This is a genomic window from Algorimicrobium bowmanii, assembly GCF_054031195.1.
Window position 1 is genome coordinate 2,476,813 of the sequence record NZ_CM132929.1, and the last position, 13,771, is coordinate 2,490,583.

Here is a 13,771-nt window from a genome sequence, read left to right on the forward strand (position 1 = left end):
ATTCCTTTTAGGCGTTTTTAAAAATATTAAAAACTATTAAAACAATTTACCGAAGCCTTTCCCGTTTTACCAATAATTCCGTACTTTGTGATGCTTAACATTATCAAATAAATTTTAATAAAAATTCATGCAACACGTACTCCATTTAAAGGATGCCTCCATATTCCAAGGCGAAAATTTAATTTTATCTGATGTTAATGTGGAAGTTAACAAAGGAGATTTTGTATACCTAATTGGTAAAACAGGAACAGGAAAAAGTAGTTTTATGAAAACGCTTTATGGAGATTTACCACTATCCAAAGGAGAAGGAAGTATTGTAGATTTTGATTTAAGAGCTTTAAAAGAAAAAGAAATCCCGTATTTACGTCGAAAATTAGGCGTTGTTTTCCAAGATTTTAAATTACTAACAGACCGAACTGTTAATGAAAATTTATTGTTTGTACTAAAAGCAACAGGTTGGAAAGACAAAAAGGAAATGACAACAAGAATAGACAACGTTCTTGATAAAGTAGGCATGAAAACCAAAGGGTTTAAATTCCCGCACGAACTTTCTGGTGGAGAACAACAACGTGTAGCTATAGCTCGTGCCTTATTAAACGATCCAGAACTTATTTTAGCCGATGAACCAACTGGAAATTTAGATCCTCAAACAAGTGTTGAAGTCATGGAAGTTTTGCGTGACATTAATAAAAATGGAAATACCATTTTAATGGCAACTCATGATTATGCCCTTCTTTTAAAATATCCGAGTAAAACACTAAAATGTGATGACAACCAAATATACGAGGTTGTACAACGAAAAACATAATCTGAAGGCGTCTTAAGTAACTAGCCTGTATCCGTATTCTTTTTTAATTAAACTCATTTTAATTTTCAACATAATAATGCCTGTTAATTTGAGACCTTAAGTTTAAAACAACTAACCGTATTTTTAAAAATTTCACTATTAGATTCCAAATATGCTATCTATATTAATACCTACTTATCACTACAATGTTTACCCTTTAGCACAGGAGTTAGTTACTCGTGCTAAAAAGGCACAATTAACATTTGAGTTGATATGTATTGATGATGGCTCTAATAGCGTTGAAAATATTGAAAATGAAAAAATAAACACATTGGAAAATGCTGTGTTTATTCAGTCGGATAAAAATAATGGTCGAACATTAACACGACAGCTACTTGCCAAAAAAGCTAAATACGATTGGTTACTATTTTTGGATGCCGATGTTATGCCTAAGAATGATGTGTTTTTCACTCAGTACAAACAATTGATAAACGGTGCATACCCTATTGTTTTTGGTGGTATTGATTACAGAAAAACCGACTATAAACCAGAAAACGCCCTAAGGTTTGCCTTTGGTACAAAACGGGAAGTAGCCAGTGCCGAGGTGCGTAAAAAAGCACCTTATAAAGTTATTTGTTCAGCAAATTTCATGGTTAAAAAATCCTTATTTATAACTCTAAATTCTCAGCATTTAAAAAATGCTTATGGTATGGATTATATTTTTGGTATTCTCTTAAAAAGCAATGCAATATCCGTCAAGCACATTGACAATGAAGTGTACCATTTAGGTATTAATGATAATGCTGACTTTCTTTCTAAAATAAAACAAGGACTCAACACCTTAAAGCGCCTAGAGCAAGACCCGGATAAAAACACCAGCCAGATTAACTTACTAAAATCCTATATTCGGTTAAAAAATCTGAAATTAGAAAAGGTTTTTGGTCAATTTATGTCGCTTTTTGAAAAACCTCTTAAAAATCACCTCATCAAATCTAAATCACCAAACTTATTCTTATTTGATTTATACAGGTTAGGATATTTCTGTAGAATAAAAGCATAAAATGACACCATACTTTTCCATAGTCGTTTCCGTATATAACAAGGGGAAATTCATAAAAAACACCATCGCTAGTGTTTTAAACCAGTCATTTCAAGATTTTGAACTTATTATTGTTAACGATGGCTCTACCGACGATAGTCATAAAATTATAACATCTTTTACAGATAAAAGAATTCGCTATTTTGAGCAACAAAATCAAGGTGCAGCTGCTACTAGAAATTTCGGCATAAAACAGACTAAATCGGAATTAATTGCCCTATTAGATGGTGACGATATTTGGCTACCCGATTATTTAGAAACAATTTCTAAAACGATAAAAAAACATCCAAATGAGCAAGTTTTTGCGACCGCTATTGCTCATAAGTATAAAAAGAAGATTACACCTGTAAGTTATAATTTTCCTATTGATGGCAAAACAACATTAAAGAACTACTTCGACAACAGTAAAGATCATACTTTGCTTTCAAGTTCGAGTATTGTATTTTATAAAACTATTTTAAATACAACAGGTTATTTTGATACTTCTATCATTTCCGGTCAGGATACAGACTTATGGATTAGAATTGGTATGCACTACTCCATTGTTTTTATTAACCAAGTCCATGTTTATTACACTTACAGCAATGATAGTTTATCAAACACGTCGTTAACAGTAGCAAGTAAACCCAAATTTGATAAATATTATAAGGAAGAATCCAGAAACCTAAAACTGAAAAAGTTTATTGACAAAAACAGATTCTCTCTAGCTATTTTAGGAAAAGTAACAGGTGACACAAAAGCATATAAATTTTACAAGAGTCAGTTAAATAGCCGTAATTTAAACTTTAAACAGCGTATTTTACTCAATTGTCCTTCTAGTATATTAAAATTTTTAATTACACTAAAAACAGTGAAAGGTAAAAAGGTTTATTATAAGCCTTTGAAACGGCAAAACTCTGTATAATCTCGAATATAATCACTTTCATCATAAACCTCTGAAGCCAAAACCAAACAAACAGAACCTGATGAAAAATTTCCTATCTCACGCCAAATTCCAGGCACAATAAGAAGCCCTTTATTAGGTTTATTTAGCGTTATTTTAATCTCGTTATCGCCATCTTTTAAATGCACATCAAAACTTCCACTTAGTGCAATTAACACCTGATATAATTTTTTATGAGCGTGCCCACCTCTATAGGAATCACTTGGAACATCGTATAAATAATAAACTCTATTAACATCAAACGGAATACAATCTTTTTCAACAACTGCTAAATTCCCACGTGTTTCACTAACCGTAGGTATTTTAATAATTTCAAGATTATCTATACTTGTTTTCATTTTAAATTTTCAATTAGTTTATACCAGTCTTCAGAAATTGAAGTCGCTGAAAATGGTTCAACGCTCGCCTGTGCATTTGCTTTACATTGCGAATAAAGTTTCTCATCAAATATAAAACTATTCATGGCTTCAGATAGTGCTTTAGCATTAAAGTTTTCAACTAAAAGCCCATTAAAACCTGATCTAATAACTTCATTTGGTCCAGATTTACAATCCACAGAAATCACAGGTGTCCCTAAACCTAAAGATTCTGGAATTACCATAGGAAAACCTTCATGCCTACTTGACAATATGGTAAAACGGGCTTGTTTAACATAAGCGTAGGGGTTACGCATGAAACCTTTAAAAACAACCATTTCCGGTAATGAAAGGGATTTAGCATAAGCTTTAATCTCTAACAAATCGGGACCATCTCCAATAATGTATAAAGGTATTTTTTTTAACCCTAAATCGGATAACTTATAGGCGTCTAAAAGTAACTTTAGGTTCTTTGGATCGTCATGAATCCTACCAAAGAATACTATAAAATTATCAATCTCAAAATCAGACGGCACTTCTTCTGTTGCTAACTTATTTAGTTCAGTAAAGTTAAACGCATTGTATATATGCGAAACCTTTTTTAGTTCTAAAACACGTGTGAAATAGTTTTTAGCTGCCTGAGAAACCGTAACAATTTGTTCATTTTTATAAAGGAACTTATTAAGCGCCTTATAAGGAGTGAAAGCTTTATCTAACTTGTAACAATGAACTATATACACAACAGGTATTCCTGCATAAACCCATTTTGAAATTAAAAGTTCTCTATAAGCTTGAACGCGCGAACGTCCATCAATAACAACATCAAAATTGTGCTTTTTTAAATATGCTCTAAAAATTTTTAAGCGTTGTAGTCTTCCTAAAAAAGTATCATTTTCATCTTTTAAAGCCCCCAAATTAAGTAGCTCTCCTTTATACTCAAAATCAATATTATTAAGTACCGTTACTATATGAACTTCATAACCTAATTCATACAACATAATAGATAGTTGCGCAGAAGAACGTTCGGCACCGCCTTTACCTAAAGATGATGCTACAATACAAATCTTTTTATTAGTACCTTGCAAGAATTAATGATTTAGAAACCAAATATAGTAAACGAATTCATGCTAATTAAATTTTAGCCTGTTTAACTAAACACCCAAAACGAGCTACCAACTCATGAAAATTTTATTGTTAGGCGAATATAGCAGACTCCATAATTCCTTAAAAGAAGGTTTAGAAGCTTTAGGTATGCAGGTTACTATAGCGGGATTTGGTGATGATTTTAAGAATTACCCAATAGACATCCCTTTTAAATCCCCCTATACAAAAGGTTTTCTAGGCTTTATAAAAAAGAGTCTTTTTAAAATTTCAGGTATCGATTTGACATCGATTGACATACAAAGACAGTTTAACAAACATAAATCACAATTCACTAACTATGATGTGGTTCAATTGATAAATGAAAATGTATTCAAGACCTTACCAAAAACAGAAAAACACCTCCTTGAATATATTTTTAACAACAACAAAAAGGTCTTTTTATTATCATGTGGCACCGACTATATAAGTGTTAATTATGCTTTTGCTAAAAAGTTTAGATACTCGATTATCACTCCTTTTGAGAAACATCATATTTCTAAAAAAAATTATTGGCATGTTGTAAAATGGCGCACAAACACTTATAAGGATTTGCACCATTATATGTTTAGTCAAATAGATGGCGTCATAGCTTCCGATTTAGATTATCACTTACCTTTATTAGAACATCCTTTATACTTGGGAATGATTCCTAATCCTATAAATACGAGCAAACTAATAAGTACACCGCTAAACTCTGATGGAAAGATTGTTATTTTCCACGGAATAAATACACGAAATTACCTAAAAAAAGGCAATGACATTTTCGATGAAGCTTTAAGAATAATTAAAAACAAATATGCCAATAAGGTTAAGATTATAGAAGCTAGAAGCTTACCCTACAAAACATATATAGAATCGTATAATACGGCTCATATTCTATTGGATCAGGTTTACGCATACGATCAAGGTTACAATGCACTAGAAGCCATGGCAAAAGGAAAAGTAGTTTTCACTGGTGCTGAACAAGAATGGTTAGAATATTACAATTTAGAGCCCGACACTGTAGCTATAAATGCCTTACCTGATGCGCAACTTATTGCTCAAAAATTGGAATGGCTTATATTAAATCCACATAAAATTTCGGAAATAGCAGATAATGCAAAGCAATTCATTAAAAAAGAGCACGCTCACATACGCATTGCCCAAATGTATTTAAACACTTGGAATAACTAGCTTCCTTCCTCTTCATCATTCGTATCGTTCAGCTTTATTGTTTCGTCAGGAATTACACCAAATAAAGACGAGCTAAAAATGAGCAGTACCAAGCAATAATAAAGGATATAAGTTACAAAGTGTGCTATATTAGCTCCTTTAACGCCATACATATCAATAAAATAAAGACTCATAAAATAGAGAATAATAACAGAAAAAGCCTCGGTAATTATATAGTGCCAAAACATATTTTTAGCTAAAAACTGATACGCTATAACAACTGATAAGACCTTTACAAAGTCACCCATCAGTTGCCAAAGAAATAAATCGGATACAGGTTGAAAATCTTCAGAAAACACAACAAGAACAATAATGTTTCTTAAAAAATAAATAAGCAGTAAACCTGCAGCAAAAATGGGCATTATAGACTTATAGAAGTTAAAAATTTCTGCACGAAATTCTTTTTTTGTTTTAATCTCAGAAAAACGCGGCAGGATATAAAGCGTTAACAAGGAAGTAACAAACATCAGGTAATACCTAGAAATACGGTTCATAGCTTCCCAAAAACCAGCTTCTTTTAAACCTACTGTATCGGTTATATAATTCCGAATAGCCATTGCCACTAAAGGCAATAAAAAAGCCGAAAAAATAGCCATAACCGAATAAGAGCTCATTTTTTTGATATAGGTAAAACTAATATTCTTAACCTGAATTAAAGGCGTTAAGCTTCGCCTGTTAGCAATACCAATAACCGATATAAAAAATAATAGCGATTCGGAGATTACCACAGAAATTAGCGCACCATCAATATGCTCTTTATAAATTAACAACACCGTAATAGACAAGCCAAAAACCTGTCCGATGATATTAATAACAATTAATGTTTTATACTGAGAAAATCCGTTTAAAATACTAAATATGAACATATTCAAGGCATAAAACGGCAACGCAATAGCCATGATTTTTATCACATACTCATAATCACTATAGTAGGAGAAAACGTAATCATTTATAATTTCAGCATTGAAATAACATAAAAAAGCTACAATTATGGTAGCCATGAAACCCAGGTAAAAAACGGTTGAAATAGTCCTACTTAATTCAAGGCTGTTTTCTTTAAATTCTGAAACATATTTCACCACACCGTTATAAAGACCTAAAACAGAAACTGTCTGAATTGAGCTTAAAAAATTCCGTAAATTACCTATTAAAGCTAAACCTTCAGCTCCGATATATAAGGCTATAATTTTTGACGTTAAAAAGCCTGAGACAATTTTAACTACCATTGAAACCGAGTTTAAAGACGCTACTTTAAACAACACATTGTTATTAATATATTCTAGAAAACGTTTCAATTAATAATTATTTATAACCTTAATAATATAACTTACCTCATCATCCGATAAAATAGGACTCATTGGAATACTAACTACCGATTTATGTATGGCCTCAGTTATAGGCAAATCCAAATCAGCATACTTTTCGAGTGCTTTTTGTTTATGTGGTGCAATAGGATAATGAATGAGTGTTGCAATATCATTAGATTCCAAATACGCTACAAACGCCTCACGATTAGCTACCTGAACCACAAACACATGAAACACATGATTTTTCGAATTATCATAAAATGGCAATTGCAATTTAGGGTTGTTAATTTCGTTTAAATAGCGTTTAGCAACTTGACGCCTATGCGCATTATCGGAATCCAAATCCGGAAGTTTTATATTTAAAAAAGCAGCCTGTAAAGAATCTAATCGTTTGTTATACCCTACACGCTTATGAATGTATTTTTCAGAAGCTCCGTAATTTCTAAGCTCGGCAATTACCTCAGCCAAGTCTTTATTATTTGTTGTAACAGCTCCAGCATCACCCAAAGCACCTAGGTTTTTACTGGGATAAAAACTAAAACCTGCAGCATCACCTAAATTACCAGCCTTAACACCTTTAGAGTTACGTGCTCCATGCGCTTGTGCTGCATCTTCTACTACTAGTAAATCATGCTTTTTAGCAACTAGACTTAAAGACTCCATATCTGCTAATTGCCCATATAAATGCACAACTAAAATAGCTTTAACGTCTGAATTAATCTGCTTTTCTACTTCGGAAACTTCAATATTAAATGTTTGCTTATTAGGCTCAATAAACACTGGTTTCAAACCAGACTCTACAACAGCCAAAACACTAGCTATATAAGTATTAGCAGGCACTAAAACAGCATCACCCTTACTCAGAATTCCTAATTCAATATAAGCCTTAAATATTAAAACTAAGGCATCTAACCCATTGCTAACTCCAATACAATATTTAGTACCGCAATAAGAAGCAAATTCGGTTTCAAACAAACCGTTTTCTGCCCCCAAAATGTAATGCCCTTTTTGAAGAAATTGTGCAAATTTCTCCTGAAAAGCTGAATCATACCGTTCATTAACAGCCTGTAGGTCCAGGAATTTTATCATAACATAACGGTATTTAATTTCTTATAGTTTGATATGGGAAACGAATAGAAATCTTGCGTTATGCCACGAGCACCGAAGCCTTCTTTCCAATATTGTAACCCTGCATTAACCTGCTGACCTTGATTTTCGTTAGAAATACCAAAATCAAAATAAACTTTGTTTTTAAAAACTACCTCTAACAAATGTTGATGTAGAAAATCTAAACTGCCTAAAATATTTTTATCAGCATTTCCAGAAATATATTGCGAATGTGCTACTGTCTCGGTTACAAAAATGGTTGTACCGGCTACCAGTTTGCCTCCATCATACACATTAAATTGTTTAATTTGATTAGGAAAACAATTGTGAAGTTTTTTAATTTCTTCAAGCGTATGTACTGGCTGAGACTGGTGTTTACTTTCTAAATTAGGAATTAATATTGTATTCCAAAAGTCATCAAACAAATTATCATTTTTCACAATAAGATTATGTTTCAATGCGCGTTTTACGCCATCTTTACGGTCTTTAGAGTAAGCTAATTTCTCAGAAATATTTACAACAGACAATAAATCCCGTCGTATTAGTTTTGCTTCTAACAAAAACATTAAATAATCTAATTCATTATTTGGAACCGTACTGTAAATAGACGGAAGTTGTTTAATAGTTATCGTTTTAAAACTCTCAGACTCATAATACATCAATAAAGCCTTAAAAACTTCTAAAACGGCATGAAACTTTAATTTAGATGTATATATCAATCCGCCATAAGTTAATCCTTGATGACTTATTACCTGGCCATCTAATTTATTAGCAGGAAAGGCTGCAATAATTTTATTGTTTTTGTAGACTAAAACGGAAGCATCATCAAACCGATCATTATGATAATCCATAAAATCTCGATTAAATAAAAAAGTGCCGTTTTTAGCTTGATTTACAAAATCATTCCAAAGGCCTTTTTGTTTCGGATGGTATTTTTCAACTTTAAAACAATTCGGGGTATATGTATTTTCTTCTGCCAAATAACTTAATCTGTATAATAACAGTAAAACTAAAGTTATTTTTTATTTTTACCTAAATTAATTCAAGGTATGCGCTTTAACTTTCGTGAAAAACACTTTCAGACACTTACCTATCTGTTTTTTGGTTTTTCATTTATTTTTATAATGCTTAAACCCTTGCAATTTGCAAACGACTCAGAAGGCTATCTAAATATTTCCATTATACGGTCTGCTCCATACCCAATTTTCCTTGCTGCTATTAAATTCATATTTGGATCTTATTTTAATATAGCTACTGTGTTTTTTCAGGCATGCTTAGGGCTATTTTCTTGTCATTATCTCTTAAAAACTTTAAAAACATACGTAAAGCTACAAGCTGTTTGGTACTTTTTAATAGGCCTAATTTTATTAATCCCTTATTTATACCATCATGCAGTTGCAAATAAAGTTTTATCTGAAGCCTTAGCTTACCCGCTGTACCTACTAATAACAGCAGAGTTTATTAAAATATTAAAAACTAAAACCATTAAAAACTATGGGGTATTATTCCCCCTCTTACTTCTACTATTATTAACCCGTAAACAGTTTTTATTTTTAGTCCCCATAGGCTTAATAGTAACTACATACCTTAGTTTTACAACAAAAAGACATAAACAGTTACTTCCTGTAGCGCTATTTTTTATCGTTTTACCGCTTATAGTTTCTGTAATTGATAGAACCTACCATAAATTCCAACACCAACATTTTGTTGAAACACCTTGGTCTGGCATTCATTTTATAACTCCTGCCTTTTATGTTGCTGACAGCAGCGACGTATCACTCTTTGAAACCGCAGAAAGTCAATCGTTATTTAAAGAAACCTATTCGCAGTTAGCGCAAAAACAATTAAACATTCATCATTTAAAACCTACCGACAAAAAAGATATGGTACTTCCATACATATCTAAATATGCCGAGATAGCTAATCATACTGTTTTACCAGTAGGCTTAGAAGTAACTGGACCTCATCTCACTGAAGATATCGGATATATTACTGTTGATAAGATAACTCGGAGCATGACCTTGCCGTTAATTAGCAACAATTTTAAACCTTGGTTACAACTATATATAAAAAATGTTATTAACGGATTTGGCAATGCTAAATACATGCTTATTTATCTTATACTTCTTATATACGCATTAATTAGTACTTACAAAAACCCCACATTTAAAAACGAACTTATAAGCTTCCTTCTGCTACTAACGTGTGCCAATATTTGTTTAGTAGCCATTGGCATGCACACACTAAAACGCTTTACTTTTTATAACGACTGGACCTTATTTCTAGTTATTTTTATACTATTATCAAATTTTAACACTCGCAATATAAAGCCTCATGAATAAAGAACTATCAATCGTTATGCCTTGTTTAAACGAAGCAGAAACCCTTGAGGTTTGCATTAAAAAAGCACAATCTTTTTTAGCTAAACATAAGATAGACGGCGAAATAATAATTGCTGATAATGGAAGTACGGATGGTTCTCAAGCAATTGCTAAAAAACTTGAAGCAACAGTTGTGCCTGTATCGGAAAAAGGTTACGGAAGTGCATTAAAAGGTGGTATTCATGCTGCAAATGGCACCTATATTATCATGGCTGATGCTGACGACAGTTATAATTTTGAAAACCTCATGCCCTTTGTTACAGAACTTAGAGCAGGCTCTGATTTAGTTATGGGAAACCGTTTTAAAGGCGGTATTAAAAAAGGCGCCATGCCTTTCCTTCATAAATACTTAGGAAATCCAGTTTTATCATTTATTGGAAGGTTATTTTTTAATATTAAAATAGGTGATTTCCACTGTGGATTAAGAGGTTTTTCTAAAGTGGCATTTTTAAAAATGAACTTACAAACAACAGGAATGGAGTTTGCTTCAGAAATGATTGTTAAATCTAAACTTAACAACTTGTCTATTACGGAAGTTCCTACAACTTTAAGCCCAGATGGCCGTAGCAGACCGCCGCATTTAAACACTTGGCGTGATGGTTGGCGTCATTTACGATTTTTAATGCTATATGCGCCAAATTGGTTGTTTCTTATTCCTGGTATCTTATTTAGCCTTATAGGTCTTATTTGCTCAAGTTTATTAATTTATAAACCAATACACATACAATCTATAACTTTTGATGTACACACCCTGCTATATACAGCTTCGTTAATTGTTATTGGCTTTCAGTTTATTTTATTCTATGCTTTGACCAAAATATTTGCTGTAGAAAACGGCTTATTACCTAAGAGTAGTCGCTATACAAAGTTATTTAAATATTTAAACCTTGAAAAAGGGCTTATTTTTGGATTCTTATTTTTAATAGTTGGTATATCAGTTACGATTTATGAATTTTCTAACTGGCAGGCAACAGGTTTTGGTAATTTAGATTTAAACAGTTCTATTAGACGTGTAATTCCTGCTGTATTGTGCTTACAACTAGGCGTACAGATAATTCTTTTTAGTTTATTCTTTAGTATTCTAGGCCTTCAAAATAAAACGCCCAACAATTTATAGTTTTTTAAATAACAGATAATATAAGTTTATTACCGCAATAGCCCCGTTTGAAATAACTATGGGCCACGAGGTATTTAACAGAAACCCATATAATACAAAAAGCAAACAGCCAATCGTATTAATAACTCTTAGCTTTTTTACATCTTTCATTGTAAAAGAAATTAATAAACCAGCCATAGCTAAATAACCTATCCATTCGGTTATAGAGACACTTAATATTTCCATAAGTTTATAAACTAAAAGAGAGGAACCCTTTTACAGATTCCTCTCAAATTTATAGTAATTTACGTTACTAAGCTAATGCTTAAATATGCTTGTTACGTTTTCTTTCTACTTCTGTTAAGAATATTTTACGTAAACGAATATGGTTTGGAGTAACCTCAACATATTCATCTTTTTGAATGTATTCTAATGCTTCTTCTAAAGAAAACTTAATTGCAGGAACAATTTTAGCTTTATCATCAGCACCAGAACTACGAACGTTACTTAATTTTTTAGTTTTAGTTACGTTTACAGCCATATCGTCACCACGTGAATTCTCACCAATAACTTGACCTTCGTAAATATCTTCACCTGGATCTACGAAAAACTTACCACGATCTTGAAGTTTATCAATAGAATAAGGAATAGCTTGTCCTTTTTCCATAGAGATTAAAGATCCATTCTGACGTTCAGGTATACCACCTTTTAATGGTTGATATTCTTTAAAACGGTGAGCCATAATAGCCTCACCAGCTGTAGCTGTAAGTAATTGGTTACGAAGTCCGATAATACCACGAGATGGTACAATAAACTCACAAACCATACGATCACCTTTAGCTTCCATGCTTAACATTTCACCCTTACGCATAGTAACCATTTCAATTGCTTTACCTGAAACATGCTCTGGTAAATCAATTGTCATTTCTTCTACTGGTTCACATTTAACACCATCAACAACCTTAATAATTACTTGAGGTTGTCCAATTTGAAGTTCATAACCTTCACGACGCATCGTTTCAATTAAAACCGATAAGTGTAATACACCACGACCAAATACCATAAACTTATCAGCACTATCAGTTTCTTCAACACGTAATGCTAAATTCTTTTCAAGTTCTTTATGTAAACGATCTTTAATATGACGAGATGTTACAAATTTACCATCTTGACCAAAGAAAGGAGAGTCATTAATAGTAAATAACATACTCATTGTAGGCTCATCAATAGCAATTGTTTTTAAACCTTCAGGGTTTTCAAAATCAGCAACTGTATCACCAATTTCAAATCCTTCAAGACCAACAATAGCACAAATATCACCAGTTTGAACTTCCTCTACTTTTTTACGACCAACGCCTTCAAAAGTATGTAGCTCTTTAATTTTATTTTTAACAATAGAACCATCACGTTTTACTAACGAGATGTTTTGTCCTACTTTAAGACCGCCACGTGTTAAACGACCAATTGCTATACGACCTGTAAAGCTAGAAAAATCTAAAGAAGTAATTAACATTTGTGTTGTACCTTCTTCAATTTTTGGCTCAGGAATATGCTCGATTACCATGTCTAATAACGGCTCGATATTTTCTGTTTCATTTTTCCAATCTGTACTCATCCAGTTATTCTTAGCTGAACCGTAAACTGTTGGGAAATCTAGTTGCCATTCTTCTGCACCTAGTTCAAACATTAAATCGAAAACTTTTTCATGAACTTCATCAGGCGTACAGTTTTCTTTATCTACTTTATTTACAACCACACAAGGCTTTAATCCAAGGTCGATTGCTTTTTGTAGTACGAAACGTGTTTGTGGCATAGGCCCCTCAAAGGCATCTACTAATAATAAAACACCATCTGCCATGTTTAATACACGTTCTACTTCACCACCGAAATCGGCGTGACCAGGGGTATCAATAATATTAATTTTAGTGTCTTTGTAAATTACAGATACATTCTTTGATGTAATGGTAATTCCACGTTCGCGTTCTAAATCATTATTATCTAGAATTAAATCACCTGTGTTCTCGTTTTCACGAAATAACTGACAGTGGTACATAATCTTATCTACCAGGGTAGTTTTTCCGTGATCGACGTGTGCAATAATTGCAATATTTTTTATTTTAGCCATATATGGTGCCTTATTTTAAGCGCGCAAATGTACATTAAATTATGGAGGAATTAAAGTGAAAGCGGTAAAAATGTTAATCACCTCGTATTATTAACGTTAGATAGCAGTATTTATAAGTTAATTCTTACAAAAACAATATAAACTTTTAATCTATTTATCTATATTCGTTAATTATTTGTTATAATCGAAATACAGCATAACAACATGTTGTATAT

At 32.3% G+C, this 13,771-nt stretch carries 12 protein-coding genes; 6 read left to right on the forward strand and 6 right to left on the reverse strand.

Features of this window, described 5'->3' with window-relative positions; genetic code table 11:
- The first annotated feature begins 127 nt into the window (after positions 1-127).
- The 3 genes from ACW5R3_RS11085 to ACW5R3_RS11095 all read left to right on the forward strand — a co-directional run bounded on the left by ACW5R3_RS11085 (position 128) and on the right by ACW5R3_RS11095 (position 2,790).
- Positions 128-808, forward strand: coding sequence for a cell division ATP-binding protein FtsE (locus tag ACW5R3_RS11085; RefSeq protein ID WP_456577081.1), 681 nt, complete (start codon positions 128-130; stop codon positions 806-808).
- Positions 809-959: 151 nt separating this feature from the next.
- Positions 960-1,847: a glycosyltransferase family 2 protein gene (locus ACW5R3_RS11090; RefSeq protein WP_456577082.1), complete on the forward strand. Its 888-nt coding sequence runs from the start codon at positions 960-962 to the stop codon at positions 1,845-1,847.
- A 1-nt stretch (position 1,848) separates the two neighbouring features.
- Complete coding sequence (locus ACW5R3_RS11095) at positions 1,849-2,790, forward strand: glycosyltransferase family 2 protein (protein WP_456577083.1); 942 nt, start codon at positions 1,849-1,851, stop codon at positions 2,788-2,790.
- Here ACW5R3_RS11095 and ACW5R3_RS11100 read toward each other — a convergent pair.
- Both ACW5R3_RS11100 and ACW5R3_RS11105 read right to left on the reverse strand, forming a co-directional pair.
- Positions 2,757-3,167: a sugar 3,4-ketoisomerase gene (locus ACW5R3_RS11100; RefSeq protein ID WP_456577084.1), complete on the reverse strand. Its 411-nt coding sequence runs from the start codon at positions 3,165-3,167 to the stop codon at positions 2,757-2,759. The two genes, ACW5R3_RS11095 and ACW5R3_RS11100, sit on opposite strands and share 34 nt — an antisense overlap.
- Positions 3,164-4,270 (reverse strand): glycosyltransferase, encoded by a 1,107-nt coding sequence (locus tag ACW5R3_RS11105; RefSeq protein ID WP_456577085.1) that lies wholly within the window; start codon positions 4,268-4,270, stop codon positions 3,164-3,166. Before ACW5R3_RS11105 ends, ACW5R3_RS11100 begins: the two co-directional genes overlap by 4 nt.
- Before the next feature lie 94 nt (positions 4,271-4,364).
- Here ACW5R3_RS11105 and ACW5R3_RS11110 point away from each other — a divergent pair, with 94 nt between their 5' ends.
- Positions 4,365-5,501, forward strand: a complete 1,137-nt coding sequence (locus ACW5R3_RS11110) for a glycosyltransferase family protein (protein WP_456577086.1) — start codon at positions 4,365-4,367, stop codon at positions 5,499-5,501.
- Here ACW5R3_RS11110 and ACW5R3_RS11115 read toward each other — a convergent pair.
- Genes ACW5R3_RS11115 through ACW5R3_RS11125 form a run of 3 tightly spaced genes read right to left on the reverse strand, consistent with a single transcriptional unit; the run spans position 5,498 to position 8,934 of the window.
- The gene (locus ACW5R3_RS11115; RefSeq protein WP_456577087.1) at positions 5,498-6,835 is read right to left on the reverse strand and encodes an O-antigen translocase; all 1,338 of its coding nucleotides are present in this window, start codon (positions 6,833-6,835) and stop codon (positions 5,498-5,500) included. The two genes, ACW5R3_RS11110 and ACW5R3_RS11115, sit on opposite strands and share 4 nt — an antisense overlap.
- Positions 6,836-7,936 carry a DegT/DnrJ/EryC1/StrS family aminotransferase gene (locus ACW5R3_RS11120; protein WP_456577088.1) on the reverse strand — a complete coding sequence of 367 codons (1,101 nt, stop codon included), beginning with the start codon at positions 7,934-7,936 and terminating at the stop codon, positions 6,836-6,838.
- On the reverse strand, positions 7,933-8,934 hold the full coding sequence (locus ACW5R3_RS11125; RefSeq protein ID WP_456577089.1) for a GNAT family N-acetyltransferase: 1,002 nt from the start codon (positions 8,932-8,934) through the stop codon (positions 7,933-7,935). Before ACW5R3_RS11125 ends, ACW5R3_RS11120 begins: the two co-directional genes overlap by 4 nt.
- Positions 8,935-9,003: 69 nt before the next feature.
- Between ACW5R3_RS11125 and ACW5R3_RS11130 the strand changes: the two genes are divergently transcribed.
- Both ACW5R3_RS11130 and ACW5R3_RS11135 read left to right on the forward strand, forming a co-directional pair.
- Positions 9,004-10,296, forward strand: a complete 1,293-nt coding sequence (locus ACW5R3_RS11130) for a hypothetical protein (protein ID WP_456577090.1) — start codon at positions 9,004-9,006, stop codon at positions 10,294-10,296.
- Entirely contained in the window at positions 10,289-11,452 is a 1,164-nt protein-coding gene (locus tag ACW5R3_RS11135) for a glycosyltransferase family 2 protein (protein WP_456577091.1), read from the forward strand. The genes ACW5R3_RS11130 and ACW5R3_RS11135 overlap by 8 nt, the downstream gene beginning before the upstream one ends.
- Positions 11,453-11,756: 304 nt before the next feature.
- Here the strand turns inward: ACW5R3_RS11135 and typA are convergent, their stop codons facing one another.
- Positions 11,757-13,556, reverse strand: a complete 1,800-nt coding sequence (typA, locus tag ACW5R3_RS11140; protein ID WP_456577092.1) for a translational GTPase TypA — start codon at positions 13,554-13,556, stop codon at positions 11,757-11,759.
- Positions 13,557-13,771: the final 215 nt, after the last annotated feature.

What these genes read in the sequence shown, in the direction of transcription:
- ACW5R3_RS11085 (WP_456577081.1), top strand. Translation starts at nt 128, where the DNA reads ATGCAACACGTACTCCATTTAAAGGATGCCTCCATATTCCAAGGCGAA.
- ACW5R3_RS11090 (WP_456577082.1), top strand. Translation starts at nt 960, where the DNA reads ATGCTATCTATATTAATACCTACTTATCACTACAATGTTTACCCTTTA.
- ACW5R3_RS11095 (WP_456577083.1), top strand. Translation starts at nt 1,849, where the DNA reads ATGACACCATACTTTTCCATAGTCGTTTCCGTATATAACAAGGGGAAA.
- ACW5R3_RS11100 (WP_456577084.1), bottom strand. Translation starts at nt 3,167, where the DNA reads ATGAAAACAAGTATAGATAATCTTGAAATTATTAAAATACCTACGGTT.
- ACW5R3_RS11110 (WP_456577086.1), top strand. Translation starts at nt 4,365, where the DNA reads ATGAAAATTTTATTGTTAGGCGAATATAGCAGACTCCATAATTCCTTA.
- ACW5R3_RS11120 (WP_456577088.1), bottom strand. Translation starts at nt 7,936, where the DNA reads ATGATAAAATTCCTGGACCTACAGGCTGTTAATGAACGGTATGATTCA.
- ACW5R3_RS11130 (WP_456577090.1), top strand. Translation starts at nt 9,004, where the DNA reads ATGCGCTTTAACTTTCGTGAAAAACACTTTCAGACACTTACCTATCTG.
- ACW5R3_RS11135 (WP_456577091.1), top strand. Translation starts at nt 10,289, where the DNA reads ATGAATAAAGAACTATCAATCGTTATGCCTTGTTTAAACGAAGCAGAA.
- typA (WP_456577092.1), bottom strand. Translation starts at nt 13,556, where the DNA reads ATGGCTAAAATAAAAAATATTGCAATTATTGCACACGTCGATCACGGA.